The 24,581-nt window shown below is 65.6% G+C and carries 27 protein-coding genes; 11 read left to right on the top strand and 16 right to left on the bottom strand.

From position 1 onward, the window contains the following. Positions 1 to 48: 48 nt before the first annotated feature. Both ACQR3T_RS04295 and ACQR3T_RS04290 read right to left on the bottom strand, forming a co-directional pair. A complete protein-coding gene (locus ACQR3T_RS04295) occupies positions 49 to 1,431 on the bottom strand; it encodes a phosphomannomutase/phosphoglucomutase (RefSeq protein WP_428692626.1) in 1,383 nt (460 codons plus the stop codon). A gap of 186 nt (positions 1,432 to 1,617) precedes the next feature. Beyond that, on the bottom strand, positions 1,618 to 2,025 hold the full coding sequence (locus tag ACQR3T_RS04290) for a DUF3499 domain-containing protein (protein WP_170944848.1): 408 nt from the start codon (positions 2,023 to 2,025) through the stop codon (positions 1,618 to 1,620). 72 nt (positions 2,026 to 2,097) lie between these two features. On the opposite strand from ACQR3T_RS04290, the gene ACQR3T_RS04285 reads away from it, so the two are divergent. Beyond that, positions 2,098 to 2,583 (top strand): metallopeptidase family protein, encoded by a 486-nt coding sequence (locus tag ACQR3T_RS04285; protein ID WP_032376893.1) that lies wholly within the window; start codon positions 2,098 to 2,100, stop codon positions 2,581 to 2,583. Positions 2,584 to 2,631: 48 nt separating this feature from the next. Here ACQR3T_RS04285 and ACQR3T_RS04280 read toward each other — a convergent pair whose 3' ends face one another. Next, positions 2,632 to 2,865, bottom strand: coding sequence for a WhiB family transcriptional regulator (locus ACQR3T_RS04280; protein WP_027496498.1), 234 nt, complete (start codon positions 2,863 to 2,865; stop codon positions 2,632 to 2,634). Between the two features lie 730 nt (positions 2,866 to 3,595). Between ACQR3T_RS04280 and cofD the strand changes: the two genes are divergently transcribed. The 3 genes from cofD to ACQR3T_RS04265 all read left to right on the top strand — a co-directional run bounded on the left by cofD (position 3,596) and on the right by ACQR3T_RS04265 (position 6,514). Then, complete coding sequence (cofD, locus tag ACQR3T_RS04275; protein ID WP_032403066.1) at positions 3,596 to 4,570, top strand: 2-phospho-L-lactate transferase; 975 nt, start codon at positions 3,596 to 3,598, stop codon at positions 4,568 to 4,570. Between the two features lie 23 nt (positions 4,571 to 4,593). Beyond that, complete coding sequence (locus ACQR3T_RS04270) at positions 4,594 to 5,946, top strand: coenzyme F420-0:L-glutamate ligase (RefSeq protein WP_428693050.1); 1,353 nt, start codon at positions 4,594 to 4,596, stop codon at positions 5,944 to 5,946. A 106-nt stretch (positions 5,947 to 6,052) separates the two neighbouring features. Then, a complete protein-coding gene (locus ACQR3T_RS04265) occupies positions 6,053 to 6,514 on the top strand; it encodes an NUDIX hydrolase (RefSeq protein ID WP_428693049.1) in 462 nt (153 codons plus the stop codon). 16 nt (positions 6,515 to 6,530) lie between these two features. Here ACQR3T_RS04265 and ACQR3T_RS04260 read toward each other — a convergent pair whose 3' ends face one another. The 4 genes from ACQR3T_RS04260 to ACQR3T_RS04245 form a co-directional block, all read right to left on the bottom strand. Beyond that, positions 6,531 to 7,625, bottom strand: a complete 1,095-nt coding sequence (locus ACQR3T_RS04260) for a sugar phosphate nucleotidyltransferase (RefSeq protein ID WP_032376891.1) — start codon at positions 7,623 to 7,625, stop codon at positions 6,531 to 6,533. Then, positions 7,615 to 8,526: a glycosyltransferase family 2 protein gene (locus ACQR3T_RS04255; RefSeq protein WP_032376890.1), complete on the bottom strand. Its 912-nt coding sequence runs from the start codon at positions 8,524 to 8,526 to the stop codon at positions 7,615 to 7,617. Before ACQR3T_RS04255 ends, ACQR3T_RS04260 begins: the two co-directional genes overlap by 11 nt. A gap of 34 nt (positions 8,527 to 8,560) precedes the next feature. Further along, entirely contained in the window at positions 8,561 to 9,415 is an 855-nt protein-coding gene (rfbD, locus tag ACQR3T_RS04250; protein WP_428692625.1) for a dTDP-4-dehydrorhamnose reductase, read from the bottom strand. A gap of 143 nt (positions 9,416 to 9,558) precedes the next feature. Then, a complete protein-coding gene (locus ACQR3T_RS04245) occupies positions 9,559 to 9,753 on the bottom strand; it encodes a hypothetical protein (protein ID WP_428692624.1) in 195 nt (64 codons plus the stop codon). 99 nt (positions 9,754 to 9,852) lie between these two features. Between ACQR3T_RS04245 and ACQR3T_RS04240 the strand changes: the two genes are divergently transcribed. Both ACQR3T_RS04240 and ACQR3T_RS04235 read left to right on the top strand, forming a co-directional pair. Beyond that, a complete protein-coding gene (locus tag ACQR3T_RS04240) occupies positions 9,853 to 11,289 on the top strand; it encodes an LCP family protein (protein WP_428692623.1) in 1,437 nt (478 codons plus the stop codon). 96 nt (positions 11,290 to 11,385) lie between these two features. Further along, on the top strand, positions 11,386 to 12,111 hold the full coding sequence (locus tag ACQR3T_RS04235) for a TIGR03089 family protein (protein ID WP_428693048.1): 726 nt from the start codon (positions 11,386 to 11,388) through the stop codon (positions 12,109 to 12,111). Between the two features lie 30 nt (positions 12,112 to 12,141). On the opposite strand, the gene ACQR3T_RS04230 is transcribed toward ACQR3T_RS04235, so the two are convergent. From ACQR3T_RS04230 to ACQR3T_RS04220, 3 genes are read right to left on the bottom strand one after another with little or no spacing between them, the layout of a single operon-like run. After that, positions 12,142 to 12,519 (bottom strand): hypothetical protein, encoded by a 378-nt coding sequence (locus ACQR3T_RS04230; RefSeq protein ID WP_242458995.1) that lies wholly within the window; start codon positions 12,517 to 12,519, stop codon positions 12,142 to 12,144. Between the two features lie 8 nt (positions 12,520 to 12,527). Beyond that, on the bottom strand, positions 12,528 to 13,046 hold the full coding sequence (gene purE / locus ACQR3T_RS04225) for a 5-(carboxyamino)imidazole ribonucleotide mutase (protein WP_037174195.1): 519 nt from the start codon (positions 13,044 to 13,046) through the stop codon (positions 12,528 to 12,530). Next, on the bottom strand, positions 13,039 to 14,241 hold the full coding sequence (locus ACQR3T_RS04220; RefSeq protein WP_371829166.1) for a 5-(carboxyamino)imidazole ribonucleotide synthase: 1,203 nt from the start codon (positions 14,239 to 14,241) through the stop codon (positions 13,039 to 13,041). Before ACQR3T_RS04220 ends, purE begins: the two co-directional genes overlap by 8 nt. Before the next feature lie 197 nt (positions 14,242 to 14,438). On the opposite strand from ACQR3T_RS04220, the gene ACQR3T_RS04215 reads away from it, so the two are divergent. Continuing rightward, the gene (locus ACQR3T_RS04215; protein WP_032376884.1) at positions 14,439 to 14,999 is read left to right on the top strand and encodes a GtrA family protein; all 561 of its coding nucleotides are present in this window, start codon (positions 14,439 to 14,441) and stop codon (positions 14,997 to 14,999) included. A 6-nt stretch (positions 15,000 to 15,005) separates the two neighbouring features. On the opposite strand, the gene ACQR3T_RS04210 is transcribed toward ACQR3T_RS04215, so the two are convergent. The 4 genes from ACQR3T_RS04210 to ACQR3T_RS04195 all read right to left on the bottom strand — a co-directional run bounded on the left by ACQR3T_RS04210 (position 15,006) and on the right by ACQR3T_RS04195 (position 18,556). Beyond that, positions 15,006 to 16,325 (bottom strand): sensor histidine kinase, encoded by a 1,320-nt coding sequence (locus ACQR3T_RS04210; protein ID WP_032376883.1) that lies wholly within the window; start codon positions 16,323 to 16,325, stop codon positions 15,006 to 15,008. Between the two features lie 6 nt (positions 16,326 to 16,331). Next, positions 16,332 to 17,012, bottom strand: a complete 681-nt coding sequence (locus tag ACQR3T_RS04205) for a response regulator transcription factor (RefSeq protein WP_032378125.1) — start codon at positions 17,010 to 17,012, stop codon at positions 16,332 to 16,334. Between the two features lie 39 nt (positions 17,013 to 17,051). Next, positions 17,052 to 17,651 (bottom strand): PH domain-containing protein, encoded by a 600-nt coding sequence (locus ACQR3T_RS04200; protein ID WP_428692622.1) that lies wholly within the window; start codon positions 17,649 to 17,651, stop codon positions 17,052 to 17,054. A gap of 77 nt (positions 17,652 to 17,728) precedes the next feature. Next, positions 17,729 to 18,556: a biotin--[acetyl-CoA-carboxylase] ligase gene (locus ACQR3T_RS04195; RefSeq protein ID WP_428692621.1), complete on the bottom strand. Its 828-nt coding sequence runs from the start codon at positions 18,554 to 18,556 to the stop codon at positions 17,729 to 17,731. Positions 18,557 to 18,650: 94 nt separating this feature from the next. Between ACQR3T_RS04195 and ACQR3T_RS04190 the strand changes: the two genes are divergently transcribed. From ACQR3T_RS04190 to ACQR3T_RS04180, 3 genes are read left to right on the top strand one after another with little or no spacing between them, the layout of a single operon-like run. Next, entirely contained in the window at positions 18,651 to 20,291 is a 1,641-nt protein-coding gene (locus tag ACQR3T_RS04190) for an acyl-CoA carboxylase subunit beta (protein ID WP_428692620.1), read from the top strand. Then, a complete protein-coding gene (locus ACQR3T_RS04185; RefSeq protein ID WP_428692619.1) occupies positions 20,288 to 20,557 on the top strand; it encodes an acyl-CoA carboxylase epsilon subunit in 270 nt (89 codons plus the stop codon). Before ACQR3T_RS04190 ends, ACQR3T_RS04185 begins: the two co-directional genes overlap by 4 nt. A gap of 20 nt (positions 20,558 to 20,577) precedes the next feature. Beyond that, positions 20,578 to 21,222, top strand: a complete 645-nt coding sequence (locus ACQR3T_RS04180) for a Maf family protein (RefSeq protein WP_242458996.1) — start codon at positions 20,578 to 20,580, stop codon at positions 21,220 to 21,222. Between the two features lie 11 nt (positions 21,223 to 21,233). Here ACQR3T_RS04180 and ACQR3T_RS04175 read toward each other — a convergent pair whose 3' ends face one another. Both ACQR3T_RS04175 and ACQR3T_RS04170 read right to left on the bottom strand, forming a co-directional pair. Next, a complete protein-coding gene (locus tag ACQR3T_RS04175) occupies positions 21,234 to 21,677 on the bottom strand; it encodes a flavodoxin domain-containing protein (RefSeq protein WP_032376881.1) in 444 nt (147 codons plus the stop codon). 113 nt (positions 21,678 to 21,790) lie between these two features. Continuing rightward, positions 21,791 to 23,158 carry a hypothetical protein gene (locus ACQR3T_RS04170; protein WP_428692618.1) on the bottom strand — a complete coding sequence of 456 codons (1,368 nt, stop codon included), beginning with the start codon at positions 23,156 to 23,158 and terminating at the stop codon, positions 21,791 to 21,793. Positions 23,159 to 23,299: 141 nt separating this feature from the next. Here ACQR3T_RS04170 and ACQR3T_RS04165 point away from each other — a divergent pair, with 141 nt between their 5' ends. After that, the gene (locus tag ACQR3T_RS04165; protein ID WP_428692617.1) at positions 23,300 to 24,577 is read left to right on the top strand and encodes a glycosyltransferase; all 1,278 of its coding nucleotides are present in this window, start codon (positions 23,300 to 23,302) and stop codon (positions 24,575 to 24,577) included. Positions 24,578 to 24,581 lie beyond the last annotated feature (4 nt).

Raw genomic sequence — 24,581 nt, 5'->3', positions numbered from 1 at the left:
CACCGACCGGAAACGAACGCTTACCCACTCATGAACCCTCGGTAACCACTATTCCAGTCCGGCGCGAACGATGCCCAATATCTCGGTCGACAATGCGTCGACATCCGCAGCGGTGCGCGCTTCCACGTTCAGTCGGAGCAGCGGTTCGGTGTTCGAGGCCCTCAGGTTGAACCAGGAACCGTCGGCGAGATCGACTGTCACACCGTCGAGTCGGTCGATGCCCGAGGTTCGATCGGCGAATGCCGAGAGCACGGCCTCGGTACGACCCGCCGCGTCGTCGACGGTCGAGTTGATCTCGCCCGATGCGCTGTAGGTCTCGTAGTCGGCCATCATCTCCGACAGTGGGCGGTCCTGTGCACCGAAAGCGGCGAGGACGTGCAGCGCGGCGAGCATGCCGGAGTCGGCACCCCAGAAGTCGCGGAAATAGTAGTGGGCAGAGTGCTCTCCACCGAAGATCGCTCCGGTGTCGGCCATCTGCTGCTTGATGAAGGAGTGGCCGACGCGGGTTCGTACCGGCGTGCCACCGAGCTCGGTGACCAACTCCGGAACGGAACGGGACGTGATGAGGTTGTGGATGATGACCGCGCCCGGTTCCTTGGCCAGTTCACGCTCGGCCACCAGGCAGGTGACGGCAGAGGGCGACACCGGGTCGCCCTTCTCGTCGACGACGAAGCAGCGATCGGCGTCGCCGTCGAACGCGAGCCCGATTGCAGAGCCGGTCTCGACGACGAAGCGCTGCAGATCCACCAGATTCGCCGGATCGAGCGGATTGGCCTCGTGGTTGGGGAAGCTACCGTCGAGCTCGAAGAACAGCGGCTCGATCGTCACCGGTAACGGTCCGAACACTGCAGGGACGGTGTGCCCGCCCATTCCGTTGCCTGCGTCCACGGCGATCTTCATGGAACCGATTCCCGACAGATCGACCAGGTCTCGCAAGAACTGCGCATACTCGTCGAGGACGTCGCGGGACGTCACCGTTCCGGCCGCGCCGTCGAACTCGGGTACCCCGTCCACCAATTCGGCTTTGACGGTGGCCAGACCGGTGTCTTGTCCCACCGGCTTCGCGCCGGAGCGGCAGAGCTTGATTCCGTTGTACTTCGCCGGATTGTGACTGGCGGTGAACATGGCCCCCGGGCATTCGAGCAGGCCCGAGGCGAAGTACAGCTGATCGGTGGACGCCAGGCCGATATGCACCACGTCGAGTCCTTGAGCGGTGACACCGTCGGCAAAGGCACGAGACAGCGCAGGCGAAGAATCACGCATGTCGTGGCCGATCACGACCGACTGCGCGGCCCCCGCCTCGTCGCGCACCAGACGCGCGAACGCGGCTCCGACGTCTCGCACGAACGCCTCGTCGATCTGCTCACCTACAACGCCACGGACGTCGTAGGCCTTGATGACGGCGTTGACGGACTCTGCGGTTCGGGCCACGAAGATTCTCCTGGTGATCGTTCTTGCGACACCGCACATCGGCGTCGTCGAGCGTGTGTGACGGTGCGTCCGCACCAGTATCGGCAGAACGGCACAGACCGTTTCGGTCCTGCTCGAAAACCTTGCCAGACGGCAGTCGGACCGGCCAGTCGGACGTCGCCACACCACACCGGTGTGTGCGGCGACTCAGGACGTGGGGTCGGGAAGAACTCGAAGGTGACCACGCCTGCCGGTTCGGACGGCCGGGGCGGATCGGCGTTCACCGTCGGACGGACGGGACGCCGACCGATCGATCTCACGGTCCTCGGAGCGCACGCGATCGCCGCGGCCCGCCTCTCGAACCGCCTCGGCAAGTGCCGTCAGGTCGTCCTCGTCGGGCGTCGACGTCGAGTAACCACCCTCGTACCGGACGAGCTCCCAGCCCTTCGGCGCAGTGGTCGTGGACGCGTGAATCTCGCACAGATCCCACGAGTGAGGCTCGTCCACGGTGGCCAGCGGCCCGACGACCGCGGTGGAATCGGAGTAGACATATGTGAGCGTTGCAACAGCAGAACGGTTGCAACCAGGCCTGCAGCAGCCACGCAGTGATCTCACGAATGCAGACTATCCGGTAGGCGCAACCGACCGAACGACCGACACACCGGACGAGCGCGATAACCTCCCCCCATGCCTCGATTCTCCTCCGCGCGCAGGATCACCTCTCGGTCCGTGGCACGGCACGGCCGCGGCATCCGCGGACCGGTTCTGCCCGAGGACATCCCAGCCAGGCGCTCACGGGCAGAGAAGTTCGACCGTCTGGTGCTCGACGCGTTCGCGCGAATCGATCATCGATGGCACGACAAGCTCTCGAAGCTCGATATCGCCGTCGACGATGTGCCCAAGATCAGGGCGCTGGATCCGGAGTCCGTGACATGGCCACCCGAAGTTGTGGCAGAGGGTCCCGTGCCGTTGTCGCGATTGGTGCCGGCCGGGATCGACAAGCGCGGAGAGACGACACGCGCCAGAGTGGTGCTGTTCCGGCGACCGCTCGAGCGTCGCGCAAAGCACCCTGAAGATCTGGAAGATCTGTTGTTCGAGGTTCTGGTGGAACAAGTAGCGACATATCTCGGGATCGACCCGGACGAAGTGGATCCGAACAGCGCCGCAGAGTGATCTGCCGCAGAGTGCTCGATCGAGCACAACCGAGCGTCGGTGGAACGCTCAGCCGATACCGCGCTTGAGTCGACGCCGCTCCCGCTCGGACAGCCCACCCCAGATACCGAAACGCTCGTCGTTGGCGAGTGCGTACTCGAGGCATTCGTCCTTGACCTCGCAGCCGAGACAGATGCGTTTCGCCTCGCGGGTCGAGCCACCCTTCTCCGGGAAGAAGGCCTCGGGATCGGTCTGAGCGCACAGTGCGCGCTCCTGCCACTGATCCTCGATCTCCTCGAACATCTCGTCGAAACCTGCGACGAGGCTGAGGAACGGCTTGGCCGGCGGAACCGACTCGGCAACGAACGGCATCAGGTCGACGTCGGAGTCGACATCGTTGTCGACATCGTTGTCGATATCGGCGTCGGTCTCGATCTGCGTTTCGATCGTTCGAGCCACGTACGCAGAACCCGCGTCGGCCGCGACGCCCGAATCTGCCCCGTTGTCGGCCTCGGTCTGCGGCGCGTCGTCGACAGCGCTGAGATGTGCAGTGGGTCCGCCCCGCTGATCACGTGTCACGTGCTCGTCATACATCGCTTCCGCCTCCTCACCTGTGGTAGCGCAGATACTTTCGGTCTTCGTGTGCTCGAATACCTTGCCCCGCGCAGGTATTCGGTCCAACTGGCGTGTCCGAACGCATATGCGTTCGTCCAACTCTCGACCTCTACTCGACGTCCATGCAAGGACGAGCCGGAAGGGAACGAGTGTTCGAAACCAGGTTCGCTGCAATCGAACTCGTGCTGCGAACACTGAATGACATACCTGTGATTAGACACGCACAGGTGTGTCGCGGTCAAGCCGATCGCGCAAATCCAATACCATCACATGCCCGAAATCGGCTGTCTCCCCGAATCGGAGCCCGTCCCGTGCGTGTCGCGACGGTTATGGCACCTGCCCACGGTCCGCTCGTACGGGTGCAGCACCGGGTGGGCGCTCGCCCGGCACCGCCGCAACCCCACTAGGCTCGTGCGTTGTGAAAGTTACTGTTCTGGTCGGTGGCGTCGGTGGCGCGCGGTTCCTTCAGGGTCTCAAATCCTTGTTCGGCGACAACCCCGAGCACGAGATCACCGCGGTGGTCAACGTAGGCGACGACGTGTGGATGCACGGTCTTCGCATCTGCCCGGATCTCGATACGTGCATGTACACCCTCGGTGGTGGAATCGACACCGATCGTGGATGGGGCCGCATCGCCGAGACCTGGAACGCGCGGGACGAATTGGCGGCCTACGGTGCCGATCCCGACTGGTTCGGACTCGGCGACCGTGACATCGCCACACACCTGATCCGCAGTCGGATGTTGCGCACCGGATTTCCCCTGTCGGCCGTCACCGAAGCTCTCTGCAACCGGTGGCAACCGGGCGTCCGGCTGCTGCCCGTCACCGACGATCGGTCCGAGACCCACGTCGTCGTCACCGATCCGGACGATCCGAGCGGCGAGCAGCAACGCGCAATTCACTTCCAGGAGTGGTGGGTTCGTTACCGAGCGCAGATCCCGACCCACAGTTTCGCCAACATCGGTGCCGAACAGGCAAGCCCGGCACCGGGAGTGGTCGAAGCGATCACAGAAGCCGATGCCGTGATCCTGGCACCGTCCAATCCGGTGGTGAGCGTCGGCGCGATCCTTGCGGTACCGGGTATCCGAGGGGCCCTCAGAACCACGGCAGCCAAGGTTGTCGGCCTCTCCCCCGTCGTCGACGGTAAGCCGTTGCGCGGCATGGCCGACGAGTGCCTGTCCGTCATCGGTGTCGACACCACAGCACAGGCGGTCGGCCGTTACTACGGAAGCCGAAGCGGCACCGGCATTCTCGACGCATGGCTGGTGCACACCACCGACGCCGCGGTCGTCGACGGAGTGGACGTGCAGTCGGTCCCGTTGCTGATGACCGACCCCGAGACCACAGCGGTGATGGCGCGTACCGCGCTGCTCGCGGCTGGACTCGACCTGTGACCGATTCACGCGAGACCGCCTCGATGTCCACGGTACCGAGCGATCATGCACCGGGCGGTTCGATCGAAATGCTGCCGATCACCGGGCTCCCGGAATTCAGGCCGGGTGACGACCTGGCTTCGGCTATCGCCGAGCGAGCGCCGTGGCTGCGCGACGGCGACATCTTGATCGTCACCAGCAAGGTCGTCTCCAAGGTGGAGGGCCGGTTGGTGCAGGCACCGCACGATGCCGACGAGCGTGACGCTGCCCGCAGAGTGCTGGTGGAGCAGGAAGCCGTTCGAATCGTTGCGCGCAAGGGCCGAACCCTCATCACCGAGAACCGGCTGGGCATCGTGCAGGCCGCGTCGGGCATCGACGGCTCCAACGTCGACGGTGGCGAACTGGCACTGCTGCCCGAGGACCCTGATGCCAGCGCCGCTGCCCTGCGCGCCGCTCTCGGCGAACTGCTGGGGGTGACGGTGGCCGTGGTCGTCACCGACACCATGGGGCGCGCCTGGCGGATCGGACAGACCGACGCCGCCATCGGCGCGGCGGGCCTCCCGGTTCTGCACGCCTACGCCGGAGCCGAGGACGGTCAGGGCAACGAGCTCGTGGTCACCGAGGTCGCAATCGCGGACGAGCTCGCAGCCGCAGGCGATCTGGTGAAGGGCAAGCTGGGCGGTGTGCCGATCGCCGTCGTACGCGGCTTGGCACCGGTCGACGACGGTTCCACCGCGGCGGCTCTCCTTCGCGGCGGCGAGGACGACCTGTTCTGGCTCGGCACCGCCGAAGCACTCGATCGTGGCCGTCGGGAGGCTTTGCTGCTGAGGCGGTCGGTTCGGTCGTTCTCCTCGGACTCGGTCGATCCCGAGCGGATTCGGGCTTCGGTCGCCGACGCTCTCACCGCCCCCGCTCCGCACCACACTCGACCGGTCCGGTTCGTGTGGGTCAGGACCCCGACGCTGCGGCGTCGGCTGCTCGAGACGATGCGCGAGCAGTGGCGCGCCGACCTGACGAGCGACGGACTGAGCGAGGAGCGGATCGCCGCGCGACTGAGCCGCGGCGACATTCTGTTCGACGCACCGGAAATCGTCGTTCCGTTCTGTGTGCCCGACGGCGCGCACTCGTACCCCGACGAGAGGCGTCGAGCCGCGGAGGAGACGATGTTCACCGTGGCGGTCGGTGCCGCCGTCCAAGGTCTGCTCGTGGCCCTTGCGGTACGGGAACTCGGCAGCTGCTGGATCGGTTCGACCATTTTCGCCGCCGATACCGTGCGTGCCGAACTCGGACTGCGTGCAGATTGGAAAGCCATGGGAGCCATCGCAATCGGACACCCCAGCGAGCCGTCGACGGTCCGGAATCCGGTGCTGCCCGGGTCGTCGCTGTTGGAGCTCTGACGTGTCGGCAACGACGCCGCCTCGTTCGACTCTGTGGAATTCGGTCGGAGCATCGCTCGATCGATGGGCACCGTCCGATTCGAGCGACGAATCGCTCCGGCACACGATGCTGGCGTTTCTGCACAGCAACCCGGATGCGTGTCTGCGCGCCAACGAGGCGGGCCACTTCACGGCGTCCTCGCTGGTGCTGAACGAGTCCGGCACCCACGTGCTACTGACTCTTCACCCGAAGGTCGGTCGGTGGATTCAACTGGGCGGCCACTGCGAACCGACGGACCACACGGTGGTCGACGCGGCGCTGCGCGAGGCCACCGAGGAATCCGGAATCGCCGATCTGACCATCGATCCGGTACTGCTCTCGGCGCACACGCACCCGATCACGTGCTCGCTGGGTAAGGCGACCCGACACCTCGACCTGAGGTTCCTGGTGCGCGCCCAGGACGGTGCCCGGGCGGTCCGCAGCGAGGAGTCGACAGATCTCCGATGGTGGCCGGTGGACGCTCTGCCGGACACCGCCGAGCACGAGACGATCGACCGCCTCGTCGCGCTCGCTGCACGCCGCCGGTAGCGACGAGCGGATCGGGTCAGACGTCGGTGGAGAAACGCACCCCGCCGTCGGGGAGCTTGACGCCGGGCCACACACGAGCACCGCGGAGCAGCTCACAACGGGCACCGATGTCCGCACCGTCGCCGATGACCGCGTCACGCACCAGGGCGCGGGGTCCGATGCGGGAACCGAAGCCCAGAATGGATCGCTCGACGACGGCCCCCGCCTCGACGACCGCACCGTCGAACACGACGGCACCGTCCAGGCGAGCTCCCGCTCCGATCTCGGCACCGCGGCCGACGACTGTTCCGCCGATCAACAGTGCGCCCGGTGCCACTCCTGCGCTCGGGTGAACCAAGGATTCACCGCGATCTCCGTGCAGCGCGGGCGACGGCGCGATGCCGCGGACCAGATCGGCCGAGCCCTTCACGAAGTCTTCCGGCGTACCCATGTCACGCCAGTACGCGCTGTCGACGTGTCCGTAGACCTTCTTGTCCTCGGCGAGCAAGGCAGGAAACACCTCTCGCTCCACCGACACCGGCCGGCCGGCCGGGATCGACTCGATGATCTCGCGCTTGAAGACGTAGCAACCGGCGTTGATCTGGTCGGTCGGCGGATCCTGCGTCTTCTCCAGAAACGCTGTCACGCGGCCGGATTCGTCGGTGGGCACACACCCGAACGCGCGCGGGTCGCCGACACGAACCAGATGCAACGTGACATCGGCGTCGGTGGTTCGGTGCGTGTCGAGAACTGCCGTCAGATCGGTGCCGCCCAGCACGTCCCCGTTGAAGACCATGACGTTCTCGGCGCGCAGTCGCGGGAGCACGTTCCTGATGCCTCCGCCGGTGCCGAGCGGTTCGGTCTCGAAGACGTATTCGAGGTCGATGCCGAGCGAGGATCCGTCTCCGAAATGCTGCTCGAACACCTCGGCTTTGAACGACGTTCCGAGGACGACGTGCTCGATACCCGCGGCCTTGATGCGGGCCAAGAGATGGGTCAGGAACGGCAGTCCGGCGGTGGGAAGCATCGGCTTCGGTGCCGAGAGCGTCAGCGGCCTGAGCCGAGTTCCCTTGCCGCCGACCAGAATGACTGCATCGGTTCGTGCGGCGACCGATGGGGAACTATCCGACATGTCCAGCCTCTGTTCTCTCGTCCGTGAGTCGTCCGTCAACTGCGCGGGCCCGAAGCGCCGAGGTCACAACGATCTTCGAGCGAAGACCGAGACCAGCGCGCAGAGCCAATCGTAAGGGAGCCTGCCACGTCCGAGCGTGTCTGTCGGCCTGAAAGCGGTACGCACTGGTGTGATGTGCGGGCAACATCACTTCCGGATGCCGTCCTGCGGCATGGCCTTTCGAATGGGTCACCTCGACGCCGGGAACGTAGACGTTGTGCCAGCCCGCTCTGCCGAGCCGGTCACCGAGATCGACGTCCTCCATGTACATGAAGTAGCGCGAGTCGAATCCGTCGATCGAATCGAAAGCCGACCGCCGCAGCAACAGGCACGATCCAGACAGCCACCCCACGGGACGCTCGGTCACCGTTTCGTTCTCCTGGCGATACCGCTGAGTCCACGGGTTCTTCGGCCAGAGCTTGCCCAATATCGCGTGTCCCGCGCCCGACGTCAGATCGGGCACCGACCGAGCAGAGGGGTAACGAGAGCCGTCGGGCTCGCGGATGAGCGGACCCAGAGAACCTGCGCGCGGCCACCGAGCCGCTGCGTCGAGAAGTCCGTCGAGCGAACCGGGGTGCCAGCGCACATCGGGGTTGGCCACGACGACGAACTCGACAGCCGGGTCCACGGCAGCCACCGCGCGATTGACCGCTGCTCCGTAACCGATGTTGGCGCCGGTGCGCAGCAACTCGGCCTCGTCGAACGCTGCCTCGGCTGCCTCGGGGGTGCCGTCGACCGAGCCGTTGTCGGCCATGATCACCCGATAGGGGCGCGTCGTGGCCTCACGTAGAGACGTCAGGAATTGATCCAGGTATTCGCCGGGCGAATAGGTCACCGTCACTACGGCCAGCTCGGAACTCACGCGGGCAAGAGTAGCCCGAGCGCGGGTGAAAGCCTCACCTCGACTGCGTCAAGGCTGCCGTCAGTGCGGCCGACCACGGGCGCGCCGGCGTCAGGCCCGCGTCGACCCAGGCGGTCGGCGAGAGGACCGAGTAGGCAGGCCGGGGTGCCGGCACGACGTATTCGGCGCTCGAACACGGCTGCACGCGCTCGGCATCGGCACCGATGTGCGTGAATACCGCGCGAGCCAGATCGAACCAGCTGGCCTGCCCCGCGTTGGTGTAGTGCAGGGTCCGTCCCACCACGGTGGGGTCGGCTTCGATCTCCAGCAGGCCCGACGCCAGGTCGAGGGCGAACGTGGGCGAGCCGATCTGGTCGTTCACCACCGAGAGGGTGTCGCGCTCACCTTCGAGCCGTTGCATCGTGGTCACGAAGTTCTTACCGGTGTTGTCGTACACCCACGCGGTCCGCACGACGACGGCCTCGGGCAACTCCTCGCGCACCGCGAGCTCGCCGGCGAGCTTGGTGCGTCCGTATGCCGACTGCGGAGCGGTCTTCGCGTCGACCTCGTACGGCTCGGTTGCTGTGCCGTCGAACACATAATCGGTGGAGACGTGGATCAACCGGGCACCGACACGCCCGCAGGCGCGCGCGAGATTTCGGGGGCCGTCCGCATTGACGGCCATGGCCCTCGCCTCGTCGGTCTCGGCAGCGTCGACCGCGGTGTAAGCAGCACAGTTGATCACCGTTGCTCCCGCACGCACCGCGGCAGCGACCGCATCGGGGTCGGTGATGTCCAGGTCGGCGGACGAATACGCGAGAACCTGCGCACCGCTGCCGCGTTCTGCGGCCAGAGCCACCACTCGGCGGCCCAACTGGCCGTGTGCACCGGTTACCAGGATCGCGTTCACGGTTGCCAAGTGTGGCACGCCGGGTTCGGTTGGGCGAGGCAGCGACCGCCGACAAGTAACCTTCGAACAGCGGGGGGAGAACGAAGCAGTCGGCTGCCGAGGTCGGTCGGAACGAGAGAGGGTCTTGAACGGTGCCACGAGATTCAGGCACGCCCGGAGGTGAGCGCACTCCCCCGCCGCGGCGGCGCACTCCCCGGCGACCCGATGGTTCCGATGCACGCGGTGCGTACCGCCCCGACGATCTCGATGCGCGTACCGCACGTCGACACTCCGACGAAGAACAGCGCGATCAGCGCCGGTCCCGTGAACGCCGCGGCGAATCGACCGGGAGATCGCACCGGACGAGGCAGCGTGATCCCCGCGGTCCCGTCGGGCGACCGGAAACCGAGCGCGGCGCCCCTACCGCGGGTAGCGGTCGCCGTTGGCCCCCGACTCACGTGGCTGTCGCAGTCCTGTCGATCCTCGTTCTTCTCGTGACCGGTTTCGCGTGGCGCAGTGTCGACAGTCTGCGATCGAACATCGCCACCGCAGGTGGTCTGGGTCTCGGCGGCGCCGCAGACGGTGCCGTGGACATCCTGATGGTCGGTACGGACAGCCGCACCGACGCCCACGGCAACGCATTGTCGCCCGAGGAACTCGCATCGCTCAACGCCGGTGAGGAGGTGGCGTCGAACACCGACACGATCGTGTTGATCCGCGTCCCGAACGACGGCTCGTCGGCCACCGCCATTTCCATCCCACGCGATTCGTACGTGGAGGTACCGGGCATCGGGATGTCGAAGATCAATGCCGCGTACGGCGCGACCAAAGAGAACAAACGACTGGAATTGGTGGAGCAAGGTGTCGCAGACGCCGATGCGGAGTCCCAGGCCACCGAGGCCGGGCGCGAGGCTCTGATCGATTCGGTCGCCAACTTGACCGGGATCACCGTCGACCACTACGCCGAGGTGGGTTTGCTCGGCTTCGTGCTGTTGACCGATGCCGTCGGCGGCGTCGAAGTGTGCCTCAACAACCCTGTGCAAGAACCACTCTCGGGTGCGAACTTCCCCGCCGGCGAGCAGAAGCTGGCTGGTTCGCAGGCTCTGAGCTTCGTTCGACAGCGGCACGATCTCCCCCGCGGAGACCTGGACCGTATCGTGCGTCAGCAGGTGTTCATGGCCTCGCTCGTTCGGAGTGTGTTGAGCGCCAAGACACTGAGCAATCCCAGCAAACTGGGTCAGCTCAGCACCGCGGTGCAGCGGTCGGTGACGCTCGATTCCGACTGGGACATACTGCAATTCGCTACACGACTCCAAGATCTCGCCGGAGGCAAGGTCAAGTTCGAGACCATCCCCGCCGTCGACATCAACGCCACGACCGACTACGGCGAATCGATCGTCCAGGTCGATCCCGCCGCGGTGAAGAAGTACGTCGCGAGTTTGCTCGGCGATGGCAATTCGGCGGAGGCCAATGCCGAGAATTCCGAGGCCCCGGCGGTCGATCCGTCGACGGTGACCGTGGACGTCGCGAACGACAGCGGAATCGAAGGACTCGCCAACGGCGTCGCCGGTTCCCTGACGGCGTTGGGGTACGTCGGCGGGACCATCGGAAACTACGAGGGCTCGTCCATCTCGTCGAGCCGCATCCAAGCTGCCGACGTCGACAGTGACGCCGCGCGCGCCGTCTCGGCCGCGCTCGGCGGACTGCAGATCACCGCGGACGACACGCTGACGTCGGACACCGTTCGGGTGGTGCTCGCCGACGACTACGCGGGCCCCGGTTCCGGGCAGGCGGCAACAGCCGAAACCATTGCACCCGAGTCGGGTACAGCGATTCCCGAGGAGCCCGCGGCTCCGATCGACGCGGGCTCCACCGGCCCGATGTGCGTCAACTGACACAGGCGTCGACCGACCTGTGCGTCGACTTCGACGGTGCTGCTCGCAGCGCGTGGAACGCAGCGTGTGAACAGGCGTGCCGAGTCGTCATCTAGGGTGCGTGGTGTGGCCTCGAATCTGACTCAGACCCTGCTCGACCCGATTCTTGCCGCTGACCCGGCCGGTCCGCGCATCACGTTCTACGACGATGCGACCGGCGAGCGGGTGGAGGTGTCGGCAGTGACACTCGCGAATTGGGCCGCGAAGACCGCCAACCTGTTACGCGACGAGTTCGCATTCGAGGCCGGCGGCAAGGTCAGCGTGCTGTTGCCCGCACACTGGCAGACGGCCGCGGTACTGCTGGGTGCTTGGTGGGCGGGCGGCGAGGTGGTCCTGGGTGCCGACGACTCTGCCGACGTGGCCATGGTGTCGGCAGACCGCCTTGCCGAGGCACCGGATGTCGACGAGGTGTTGGCCTTCTCACTCGACGCGTTCGGTAAGGCTGTCCCCGACCTGCCGATCGGAATGACCGATTACGCAACCTCGGTGCGGGTGCACGGCGATCAGTTCCGGACCTCGGGAGGCGCAACCGGAACACCGGCTCTGGACGGTCGTTCGGTGGACGAGGTGCTCGCTGCCGCCCGTGCCGGCGCCGAGACTCGTTCGTGGACAGCCGCCGATCGCGTGCTGTCGACGGCAACCTGGAACACCCCCGACGAGATCATCGAGGGCTTGCTGTCGGTGCTCGTCGCAGGAGCCTCGCTGGTTCAGGTGACCAATGCGGACGAGGCTAAGTCCGAGCGACGTACCGAGACCGAGAAGGTCACCGCCACCCTGACCTGAACCTCGGGGCCCACCGCGCGAGCGCAGCACTCATCCAGGCTGTCGATAGCCGCCGTCTGCGAGACCCGCCTGGATTTCGTATTCGTTCGCAGGCCCACGATGCCGTATCTCCTCGGCGAGGTATCGAAACGGGAACGTCAACCCGAAATGCGCCCACTGATCCGCGTGCACGGCTTCGTGTCGCAGTACCCGACGAGCAGTGTTTCCCTTCGTCAGGTAGGCACCACCGAACGTCGTTCCGCCGCGGCCGAATCCGCCTCGTAGACCGGTGCACACGAAGATCGAGAACTCGTCGTCGAAGTGCGCGGTTCCGCGCCACACACGCGCGTAGACCAACGCCAGCCGCGTCACCAGTATGGACTGCCACCGACCCCGGCCGGCTCGCCGAATCTGCTCCTGCCGAGACACAGCCGTCCTCACCCCAACAACGTGGTGCGCAGAGCTTTGTCCTTTTCCAACACCATGGCCTCGAGTGACGCCTGGAACGCAGCCATTCGTTCTCGAAGCGCGGGATCGGACGCACCCAGAATCCGGACCGCAAGCAGCCCCGCATTGCGGGCACCGCCGATGGACACCGTGGCCACGGGAACGCCCGCGGGCATCTGAACTATCGAGAGCAGCGAATCCATACCGTCGAGATACTTCAGCGGTACCGGCACACCGATGACCGGCAATGGCGTCGCCGATGCCACCATGCCGGGCAGGTGCGCCGCTCCACCGGCACCGGCGATGATCACCTTGATGCCTCGACCTGCGGCCTCGCGGGCATAGTCCAGCATCCGCTGCGGGGTTCGATGGGCCGAGACGACACCCACCTCGAACCGAATGCCGAACTCCGCCAATGCTTCTGCAGCAGCTTCCATCGTCGGCCAGTCGGAATCGCTGCCCATGATCAGGCCCACTGCGGGGCCGGGATCAGTAGTGTTGTCAGTCATTGTGCGGATCCCATCCGTCGGTCCATTCGGCGTGCGACATCCAGTGCGCTGCACGTTCGGCTCGCTCGCGCACCGAGGCCACGTAGGCAGGATCGGCGAGGGAACCGGACGACGAACCCAGGATGTTCACGTGGCCGATCTTGCGGTCCTTGCGCTCACCTTTTCCGTACAGGTGCACCTTCGCATCGGGCATGCGGGCGAACAGATGATGCAGCCGCTCGTCCATCGTCATCTCCGGTGCCTCCGGCGCGCCGAGAATGTTGGCCATCACGGTGAGTGGAGCAAGCGGGTCGGTGTCTCCGAGTGGATAGTCCAACACCGCACGCAGATGCTGCTCGAACTGCGAGGTGCGGCACCCGTCCATGGTCCAGTGTCCGGAGTTGTGTGGCCTCATCGCCAGCTCGTTCACCAGCAGCTTGCCCGAGGTGGTCTCGAACAGCTCGACCGCAAGATCCCCTACGACACCGAGCGCGCCTGCGATGTCGAGTGCGAGCCGGCCCGCGAAAGTGGCCACGTCCTCATCGAGATCGGGAGCAGGTGCCAGCACGACGGCGCACTGGCCGTTGCGCTGCACGGTCTGCACGACGGGCCACGCCGCACCCTGACCGAACGGCGATCGTGCGACCATGGCCGACAACTCGCGGCGCATGGCGACCTTCTCCTCCACCATGAGCGGTACACCCAGGTCGAGTTGAGCCGTGACGATCGCCTCTGCTTCCTCGGCATCCGCGGGCATCCAGACACCGCGCCCGTCGTATCCGCCGCGCACGGCCTTGAGTACCACCGGCCACCCGTGCTCGTCTCCGAATGCGATGGCGTCCTGCGCCCACGCGACCTCCGCGTAGGCGGGGCCGGGCGCGCCCAGTTCTGCCAGCTTGCGCCGCATCCGCAGTTTGTCCTGCGCGAAGATCAACGCGCTCGGTGGCGGTTGCACGTTGACACCTTCGGCGACCAGAGTCTCGAGATGCTCGGTCGGCACGTGCTCGTGGTCGAACGTGAGCGCGTTGGAACCGGTGGCGGCAGTGCGCAGCGCCTCCAGGTCGTCGTGGTGACCGAAGACGACGTCGGGGCTCACCTGGGCTGCCGGCTCGTCCGAGCCCGCGGCCAGAACCCGGAGCGTCTGCCCGAGCTCGATGGCGGATTGGTGGGTCATTCGGGCGAGCTGACCGCCGCCGATCATCGTGACCACGGGCATTCCGGTCGACGACGGGCGCGCAGCTGTGGGGCGCGGTTCGGTACCTGTCACGGCTCACCATGGTGTCATGTCCTGCGCCTTCGGTCCGAACCGGCAGCCGCACACGTCACTGCCGGCCCAGCGAGCACCTGTGGAAACCCTGATGATCAGAGCGTCGGTTCGTCGGATCGGTTGTTCGTTTCGTAGACTTCACCGTTGTGCCGACGATCGACAGCGTGCTTCGACGCTTACCCAAGCCCATCAGGGATCTTGCGATTCGGCACAGCGAGCTGATCAAGTTCGCCATCGTGGGTGGCACAACGATGGTCTTCGACCTCGTGATCTTCTATTCGCTGAGCTTGACGGTGCTCGAGCAGAAGCCGGTGATCGCCAAGATCATCTCGGGCGTGCTCGCCACCCTGCTGAGCTACTTTCTCAATCGCGAATGGGCCTTCAAACACCGCGGCGGACGCGAGAGACACCACGAGGCCCTGCTCTTCTTCGGCATCAGTGGAATCGGAGTGCTCATTGCTGCCGGTCCCCTGTGGATCGCGAACAACATCTTCGACATCCGGGACACCAGCGAGTCGCTGACGATGGTCGTCATCATCGACTTCGTCCTGAACTACATCATCGGCAATCTTCTCCAGATGGCGTTCCGGTTCTGGGCGCTCAGGCGTTTCGCATTTCCCGAGGACAATGCGCGCACGATTCTCGAGATCGATGCCGAGCGCAACGAGGACCCTACCGACGCTGCAGACGCACTCGACAAGCCCTGACCGTTCTCAACGCGGCTCACGCCGCGACACCGCAGGCGAAGGTTCACGCCACGCAGGTATGAACACCGAGAACAATGCAGGTCGGCGACGTTGCAATTCCAGCCTGCCGCCGTCCGCTTCGATCAGAGCCCGAGCCAGCGCCAGCCCGACACCGGTGGATCCGGCACCGGAGAATCCGCGATCGAAGATGTGTGGCGCAAGTTCGTTGCTCACCCCCGGCCCCTCGTCGGATACCTCCACGCAGACCAGTCGTTCCCGCCGTCGATCGGTGCTCTCGACCGCCGAGACCGCCCTGACGGCGACTGTGCAGGTACCGTCGCCGTGCACCAGGGAATTGTCGACCAATACCGACACCGCCTCGCGCAGTCGCGATCCCGTCACCGACGCCTTGAGGTCCATGTCGCCCTTGAGCTCCAGGCTGCGGCCTGCGTCCTCGAAATTGCGCTGCCATTCGACGACGGTGCCGGTCAGTTCCTCGATGACCGACACTTCGTGAGCGCCGGCCGCACCGTCGCTGCGGGAGGACCGGACGAGCTCGTCGATGGCAAGCGTCAACCGGTCGACCTGGTCCATCGCTTCGTTTGCCTCGTCCACCACCGCCGGATCCGGGTGCGTGGAAATTTCGTCCAGCCGTAGCCGGACCGCCGTCAGGCGGCTGCGGAGCTGGTGAGAGACATCGGCGACCAGCGTGTGTTCACGCTGCAGACGGCCGGCGATCTCGACGGTGGCCGAGTCGAGTACTTCCGAGACCCGGTCGAGCTCGGCGATCCCGTGCCGTCGTGGGTCCGGCCGAAAGTCGCCCTCGGCAAGTCGGGCAGCGCGCCGGGCCACGTCCTGCAGCGGATCGGCCAAGCGCTTGGCCGTCAGAACAGCGACGACCGTGCCTGCCATCGCGGATGCGAGTACCACAAGAGTCACCGCTCCGAGCGCCTGGCGTTGGAGGGACCGCATGTCATCGGACGGCACTTCGAGTCGCAGTGAACCCGAGGTACCCATCGACAACGACTCGACGAGGGGCCGATCCACGAACGCCTGGCCGATGTCCGCCCGCGACGCGGCATCCTCGGGGGTCGGGTAGATGACCACCAACCGTCCCCCCTGGGGAATCGCCAATCGAAGCGAACCGATGTCGAGTTGGCCTTCGATCAGCCCCGCCGACCCCTCCTGCGAAATGATCTCCGCCGCCATCCGGTCGAGACGGGCTTGCAGGTCGTTGCGGGTGAAGTCCTCGACCCACAGCCACGCCGTGTACATCAGAGGCAAACCGAGCAACAGTGCCGTCATGACGACGACAGCGAGAATCGAGACCAGAATTCGACGCCGCATCGACGACTAGTCGCTGTTGATGCGGAATCCGACGCCGCGCACCGTCGCGATCCGACGCTCGGCAACGGGTCCCTCGTCGCCGATCTTGCGACGCAGCCAGGACATGTGCATGTCGAGAGTCTTCGATCCGCGCAGCTCGGCATCGCCCCAGACCTCGCGCAGAATCACATCACGGGAGACCACTTGGCCCGCGTGATCGAGCAAGACCTTCAGCAGCTCGTACTCCTTGTTCGCCAACGAGATCTCGGTGCCACCGACGAGGACGCGACGGGCCGCTGGTTCGAGACGAATGGCTCCGACCTCGATCGGGGAGTCCTCCCCCGCCCCGCGGCGGCGGAGCAGGGCGCGGACACGGGCCATGAGCTCGGCGAGCCGGAAGGGCTTGCCGACGTAGTCGTCTGCGCCGGCATCGAGGCCGACAACAAAATCGACCTCGTCGGTTCGCGCAGTCAGCATGAGGACGGCCAGCTCGGATCGGTTGGCCCGCACCTGCCGGCACACCTCGAGTCCGTCCATACCCGGCAGCCCCAGGTCGAGGATCAGCAGATCGAATTTTCCATCCAAGGCGCGTTGGAGGGTGGCAGGGCCGGTCTGTTCGACGGTCACCGTGTACCCCTCACGCCCGAGAGCGCGGGACAGGGGCGCAGCGATAGCTTCGTCGTCTTCGGCAAGCAGCACGTCGGTCACATCGGTCACCCTACGGTTCGAAAGTGAGAACAGCCTGTGTTACCTGCGTTTCGCAGCGCGCCATCCGGGCTTGGACTCGACGGGCGAATCGTCGGCCATCGGCTCGAACGCGGCCTCTCGACCGTGCACGGACTCGCGGCGGTATTCCATCGAATCGAAAACCTGCTGGTAGAGCAGGGAATGGACACGCTGGACGTGCGGAATGTCGTCGAACTCGAGTGGATCGTCCGACGCCGAGGCGATGATCAGTGTTCCGGTGCCCAGCATCCGATCGAGCAGGCCGTGGCGAAACTGCACGTTGCTGATTCGACTCATCGGAATATCGATGCCGGAGTGGGTCAGCACGCCCTGGCGAATCAACACACGCCGGTCGGTGACGATGAAGTGCGTGCACTTCCAACTGATCAGCGGAACCAGACAACGCCACCCCACGATCGCCGCCCACACCACCGCCGCAGCGATCATGGCGACGTGTGAGGCGGTCGACTGCAGCCGCGCACTCGCGACGCCGAGGGCTACACCCGCGACGCCGGTGACGAGCACGAACGTGATCGACGGAAGTATCAGCATCTTCCAGTGCGGGTGATGATGGAGCAGTAGCTCCTCCTCGTCGGCCAACGCGTCTTGTGGATACCCCACGTGCACTCCTGACTACTCGCTACGGCACCCATGAAAAAGCGGGCGCTCCGCAGGCTCCGCTCCTGCGTGAGATGGTCTCACGAGACGGGCCGGAGATGAGTGACGTCACCGGCCGCGACCGCCAGCCGACCGGAATCGGGGTGCTCCATCTCGATCACCATTCTGCCGTGCTCGTCGACGTCGACGGCAGTGCCGAACTTCTCCTCGCCGCCGGGAAGGTCGACGCGAACGCGTTGCCCGATCGTTCCGCACCGATCCCGGTACCGGTGCGCGAGCACGTCGGTACTCCAGTTCGAGTCACGCCACGAGTCCACCTCTGCGGCCACCCCCCGCAGAATCGAGCGCACCAACGTGTCGCGATCGAGAACCGCTGCCTTCTCGAGAGCGAGCGACGTGGCCGTCGGCACCGGCAACTCGTCCGCGGTCATCGACACGTTGACCCCCAGCCCGATGACCACCGTCGGGGACGGTCCGTGCGCAGCAACCTCAGCAAGGATGCCCGAGACCTTCTTGCCTCGGATGAGGACGTCGTTGGGCCACTTCAGTCGCGCATCGACTTCGCCGACGGTCCGTAACGCGTCGACCAGAGCGATTCCCGTCATCAACGGCAGCCATCCGAGTACCGCTGGATCGATCCCAGGGAACTTCAGCAGCATCGACAAGAGGATCTGCGACCGGGGCGCGCCGGAAAACGATCTCGAGTGCCGACCGCGACCGTTGTCCTGATGCTCGGCGATCAGCGCGGTCCGGTCGGCATAGTTCACTGCCCCTGCCACCAGATCGGCATTGGTCGAACCGGTTTCGGCAACCACGTCCAGACGGGACCACGACGCCTGCGGTCCGTCCACCAATGCCCGCCGAAGTGCGCGGACGTCGAGCGGTGGGCGATCGAGGTTTGTCCACATGAGCACCAGCATATGGGCTCGGCAACGACGTACGCCCTCCGCGAACCACCCTCGGTCGGGTCGCAGATCACACTCGCAGTTAAAGTGTTGCCCCATGACCAGCGTCCAGGATTCCACTGCACCCGGGTCGGCCGAAACACCCGATATCCATACCACTGCGGGTAAATTGGCCGATCTTCGTAAACGTCTCGCGGGTGCGGAGCATCCCTCGGGTGAGGCGGCGGTGGAGCGGGTCCACGCGAAGGGCAAGTTGACCGCACGCGAGCGGATCACGGCGTTGCTCGACGAGGGCTCGTTCGTCGAGCTCGATGCGTTGGCGCGGCACCGGTCCCAGAATTTCGGGTTGGGTGACAACCGGCCCCTCGGTGACGGTGTCGTCACCGGCTACGGCACCGTCGACGGCCGTGATGTGTGTGTGTTCTCCCAGGACGCGACCGTTTTCGGTGGCTCGTTGGGGGAAATCTACGGCGAGAAGATCGTCAAGGTGATGGACCTGGCGGTCAAGACCGGACGGCCGTTGGTGGGGATCAACGAAGGTGCCGGTGCCCGCATCCAGGAAGGTGTCGTCTCTCTCGGGTTGTACGGGGAGATCTTTCACCGCAACGTCCGCGCGTCGGGGGTGATCCCGCAGATCTCGCTGATCATGGGCCCCGCCGCCGGTGGGCACGTCTACTCCCCGGCGTTGACCGATTTCGTGGTCATGGTCGACGGCACCAGTCAGATGTTCGTCACCGGCCCCGATGTCATCAAAACCGTCACCGGTGAGAACGTGACGATGGAAGAGCTCGGTGGCGCGAAGACACACATGGAGAAATCCGGGGTCGCGCATTACGTCGCCTCCGGTGAGCACGACGCATTGGATTACGTGCGTGATCTGCTGTCGTATCTGCCGTCGAACAATCGTGCCGATGCCCCGCGGACGGTGCCGTCGGATCCGATCACCGGGGCGATCGAGGACTCGCTGACGGCGGAGGATCTCGAGCTCGACACCCTGATCCCGGATTCACCGAACACCCCCTACGACATGCACGAGGTGATCACCCGGATCCTCGACGACGACGAGTTCCTCGAAGTGCAGGAGGGGCGGGCCCGCAACATCATCGTCGGGTTCGGGCGGATCGACGGCCGGTCGGTGGGGATCGTGGCCAATCAGCCGACGCAGTTCGCGGGAACGCTCGATATCGATGCCTCGGAGAAGGCGGCGCGGTTCGTGCGCACGTGTGATTGTTTCAACGTTCCGATCATCACGTTGGTCGATGTGCCGGGGTTCCTGCCCGGGACGGGGCAGGAGTACAACGGCATCATTCGGCGGGGCGCGAAATTGTTGTATGCCTATGGGGAGGCGACGGTCGGGAAGATCACCGTCATCACCCGCAAGGCGTACGGCGGGGCGTACGACGTGATGGGGTCCAAGCACATGGGTGCCGACGTCAATTTGGCGTGGCCGACGGCGCAGATCGCGGTGATGGGGGCCTCGGGTGCGGTCGGGTTCGTGTATCGCAAGCAGTTGTTGGAGGCGGCGAAGAACGGTGAGGACGTCGATGCGTTGCGGCTGACGTTGCAGCAGGAATACGAGGACACGTTGGTCAACCCGTACGTCGCTGCCGAACGCGGGTACCTCGATGCCGTCATCTCCCCGAGTCATACCCGCGGTCAGATCGTGACCGCGCTGCGTCTGCTCGAACGCAAACAAGTCACCCTCCCACCGAAGAAGCACGGAAACATCCCACTATGAACGCGAATCATGACGCAGCGAGCGGCGAGGTCGTAGTGGTGGAGGATGCCTCCGCCACGTCTCCGGAAGTTCGCGTGGTGAAGGGCAATCCGAGCGATGAGGAACTCGCCGCGCTGGTGGCAGTTCTGAAAGCTGCTCAGGGTGGACCTGCATCGGTGGGCAGCTCCGTGCCTGCGGAGCTGTGGGGTTCGCCGGAGCTGTTGCATCGCCGCTTCGCGGCACAGTCGGCGTACTCGTACGCCGCGTCGGGCCGTCACCAACGGTGACGGTGCCGCCCGAGGAGAACGTGCCGGGCCCGGTCCGGTTGGTTCTGGCGTCCGCCTCACCGGCCCGTTTGTCGGTGCTGCGCGGAGCCGGCGTCGAACCGATCGTCCAGGTATCGGGTGTGGACGAGGATGCGCTCGCCGAGGCCCTCGGGCCCTCTGCGTCTCCGGAGACAGTGGTGACCGAGTTGGCCAGAGCCAAGGCGGCAGCAGTAGCCGAGACACTCACGGACTCGACAGACGATCTGGTGATCGTGGGCTGCGATTCGATGCTGTCGATCGGCGGCGAGCTACACGGTAAGCCGCACTCGGTGGAGGTGGCGCGGGAACGATGGCAGTCGATGGCGGGAAACAGCGGCGAGCTGCTGACCGGCCATGCAGTGCTTCGAGTGACGGCCGGCGTCGTCGTGGCCCAGGCTGCGGCGCACAGTTCGACAGTCGTGCATTTCGCGACGCCGTCGTCGGTGGACCTCGAGGCCTACCTCGCCTCCGGTGAGCCGCTTCTGGTTGCCGGGGCCTTCACGCTGGACGGGCTCGGCGGTTGGTTCGTGGACCGCATCGAGGGCGACCCGTCCTCCGTGATCGGCATAGGCCTACCGCTGGTGCGAACCCTGTTGAACCGGGTGGGCACGTCCTTGGCCGAGCTCTGGGGTCGAGCCTCGTCCTAGCCGTGTCGGTATCAGGGCAGCAGGTCGATCAGTTCGCGAGCCCACTCCTCGGCCATGGTCTTGGGCTTGATGTTGGACGAGCTGTCGTGCCGAGCGTGGCTGCCGATCTGCTTTCCACCGAGTTCGGTGAGCTTCTCGGCAATGATTTCGCCGCCGCGGTTGAACGTGTCCTCGTAGACCCGGTCACCCAGTCCGAATACTGCGAACTGAAGCCCCGCGAGGTCGGGGGCATCTTCGACGAGTGCATCGAAGAAGGGCTCTGCACCGGTGGGGAGCTCGCCGTCGCCGTAGGTGGAGCAGATGATCACGTGGACGTCGTCCGTGTCGATGTCCGACACCTCGTACTCGAGCATGTCGCGTACCTCGGCGTCATGATCGCTCAGAACGTCCGCAATCTTGTCGGCGACCTCCTCGGCCGTACCGGTCTCGGACCCGAACAACACGACCACTGCCATGGATCGCTCCCCTTTCTCACACCTGCTCGAACACTCGAACAGTCGGCAAGCATAGCGGCATCGGGGATCCGGTCGACATTCGTGTGCCCCCACATTTGTGATGTGTCTCGAGGTCACCAGAATTCGGGCGTCAGACCCCAACTGTCGTATTCCGCCTCGACGAACCCACGCAGGTGTTCCTTGCTGGGGAAACTGTCCGGATCGAGCCCGGTCACGCACAGAGTCGCGCGGTCGCCCGATTCGTTCCACCATGCGCTGACGCCGCCTCCGGTGCGCCGGAGCAGCGCCACATCCGTGTTCTGTGTGATCGACCTCATCGCCACCGCGGTGGCGTCGACACCCCCGATGGTGCGCAGCGCGACGCCTCTGCTGCCGAGATTCGAGCACAGACACAGCGGTGCCGATCCCGACGCGGCAAGTTTGGCCACGACCGCGTCGGGCAGCAGTTGCATCAGGGGCTTGAGCAGCTCGAAGGTCGTCGTGACAGTTCGGTCGGCCTGGGCCCGGAATGCCTGTTTGCTCGATGCGCGAATCGGCCCGAGATCGTCGCGGTACGTCCCTCCCGCGTCGACGTGGATCGAGACGCCGGATGTGGCGTTGGCTCGCCTGTCTCCCGCCCTCCTGGTGCTGACCGGGAGAGCGACGCGAACCCGCTCCTCCGTGGTGATTCGTCCACTGCGGGTCAAGATGCCGAGTACGACAGCAACCAGCAGACTGTTGGAGCTGCCACCTTTGCTCGCTGCGGCGGCAGACCAGTCCGCGGACATGCAGTCGACTACGACGGTGCTCGGCACCCACGCGCCCTCCGCAGGTGCCACCATGACGCGCGGGCGGTCCGTGGAGGCAGAGTCGGTCGATACCGAGCCGGAGCCCGTGGTCCGTGCTCGCGCCGCCTCGACCGCGGCACCGCCGAGAGCTCGTGCCGCACCCGAGAGCGCCGCACCGATCCGTCCGACACCGTCTACGAAGTCGGCACCGGAGCGAGCCGGCACGGAGTCGGAATCGTCGAGTCCGACTCGCTCGAAATCGTCGGGAACCGCGCGTCCGGCCAGCGCGGACGCGGCGGCGGAGGTCAGAGCACCTCCGTCGCCGACGACGTGGGAGCCCACCAACGACACGATCGTGCCGCCACCTTCGACCGCTGTGGCGGACAACCGCCACGCCGGTCCCTCGATCGGGTCCAACCTCACGGCGGCCTCGTCCTCGATCCATCGGTCGACTCCCGCGCGGTCGATCGGTGCTGCGACGACGATGGGATCGGCGGGTCTGCGGGCCGCTGTCCAACTGTCACGCGCTCCGGGGACTCGTGCCCGCCGAACGGATCGATCGATAGGGCCTGCGGCGAGCAGGTGCCACATCGCTTCGAGTGCGTCGACCGAGACCGGGCGGTCGAATCGCCAGACGATCTGATTGACCACGGGTACCCCGAGAACGCATTCCATGCGGAGGAAGAGGTCGTCGTCGTACGTCAGTCGTTCCACCACGAAAGCCTATCGCTGTGGGCGTACGCACGCAGGTGGGCCGCAATTGTGTTTCCCGCCATATGTTTTCCGTATCCAATCGAGGCAGACGGTACTGATAGGTTGTCTTCGATCCGAAGTCGACGTGCTGCGAAGGACCGTATGAAGTTCGTGATGCCCTTCAACGGGAGCCGCGGTGACGTGACACCCGGCGTGGCGCTCGGTGTGGAACTTGCGCATCGCGGGCACGATGTGGTGCTCGGCGCACCCCCCAATCTGCTGGACTTCGCGCGCTCGAACACGGCTGGGTCCGAACGTGTGCACGTGGTCTCGTTCGGCCCGGACACCCATCGACTGTTGGAGTCGGAGCTCGTTCGGGTGCGGATCAAGTCGGCGAACCCGCGGACCCGAATGACCGCACTGGCGGAGTTGGCCAATCACGGTTGGGACCAGATGACGGCCGAGCTCGCGCAGATGGCGGAGGGCAGCGACGCGATCGTCACCGGCTCGCTGGGGCAGGAAATGGCGTTCAACATGGCAGAGGCGACCGGCAATGCCTTTGTGGCTCTGCATTATTGCCCGCTCCGACGAAACGGAGTGGTGCCGGTTGTTCCGGGGGTCACCCTGCCGTCCACGGTCAACCGATCGATGTGGGCGCTGGCCGAGGCGCTGCGGTGGAAGTCAATGAAGACTCGCGAGAACACCCAGAGAAGAAACCTGGGATTGGCAACCACCCGCGATTCGTTACCCAGACGATCCGAGCGGTACGGCGGCGTCGAGATTCAGGCCTACGAGTCGGCACTCTTTCCCGGACTGGCCGAGCAGTGGGGGCCGCTGCGTCCGTTCGTCGGATTTCTCGGGCTGAGCACCGGGCGGCAGGAGACCGATCCCGCACTCGACCGATGGCTGCAAGCGGGTCCCCCACCGGTGTACTTCGGATTCGGCAGCATGCCGGTTCCCGACCCCGCAGCGCTGTTGCGCATGATCGACAATGTGACGGGACAGCTAGGTCTCCGGGCCTTGATCTGTGCCGGCTGGAGCGATCTCACCGGTGCCGAATCGATTGCAGCTCAGGCGAATCCGAACATCATGATCGTCGAATCGGTCGATCACGCGAGCGTGTTTCCGCGGTGTCGTGCAGCCGTTCACCATGGTGGCGCAGGCACGACGGCCGCGAGCGCGCGCGCAGGCCTGCCGACCCTCGTGTGCTGGTTCAGCGCCGACCAGCCGTTCTGGGGAGCTGCGCTTCGCCGAATCGGGGCCGGGGCCAGTACGAAGTTCTCGACGTTGTCCGAACCCGTTCTGCTACAAGGAATTACCGACATCACCACCGATGCGGCCAGAAGTGCGGCACGGGAGCTCGCAGATACCGTGGCACCGACCGAAGCAGCCGTGGCGGCCGCGGCCGACATCGCCGAGGCCACTGCGCGCGATCACTGACGCA

This window comes from Rhodococcus sp. IEGM1428, from assembly GCF_050321865.1.
GTDB lineage: Bacteria > Actinomycetota > Actinomycetes > Mycobacteriales > Mycobacteriaceae > Rhodococcoides.
Note: the sequence above shows the minus strand (reverse complement) of the source record. Positions and strands in the feature narration are given on the sequence as shown.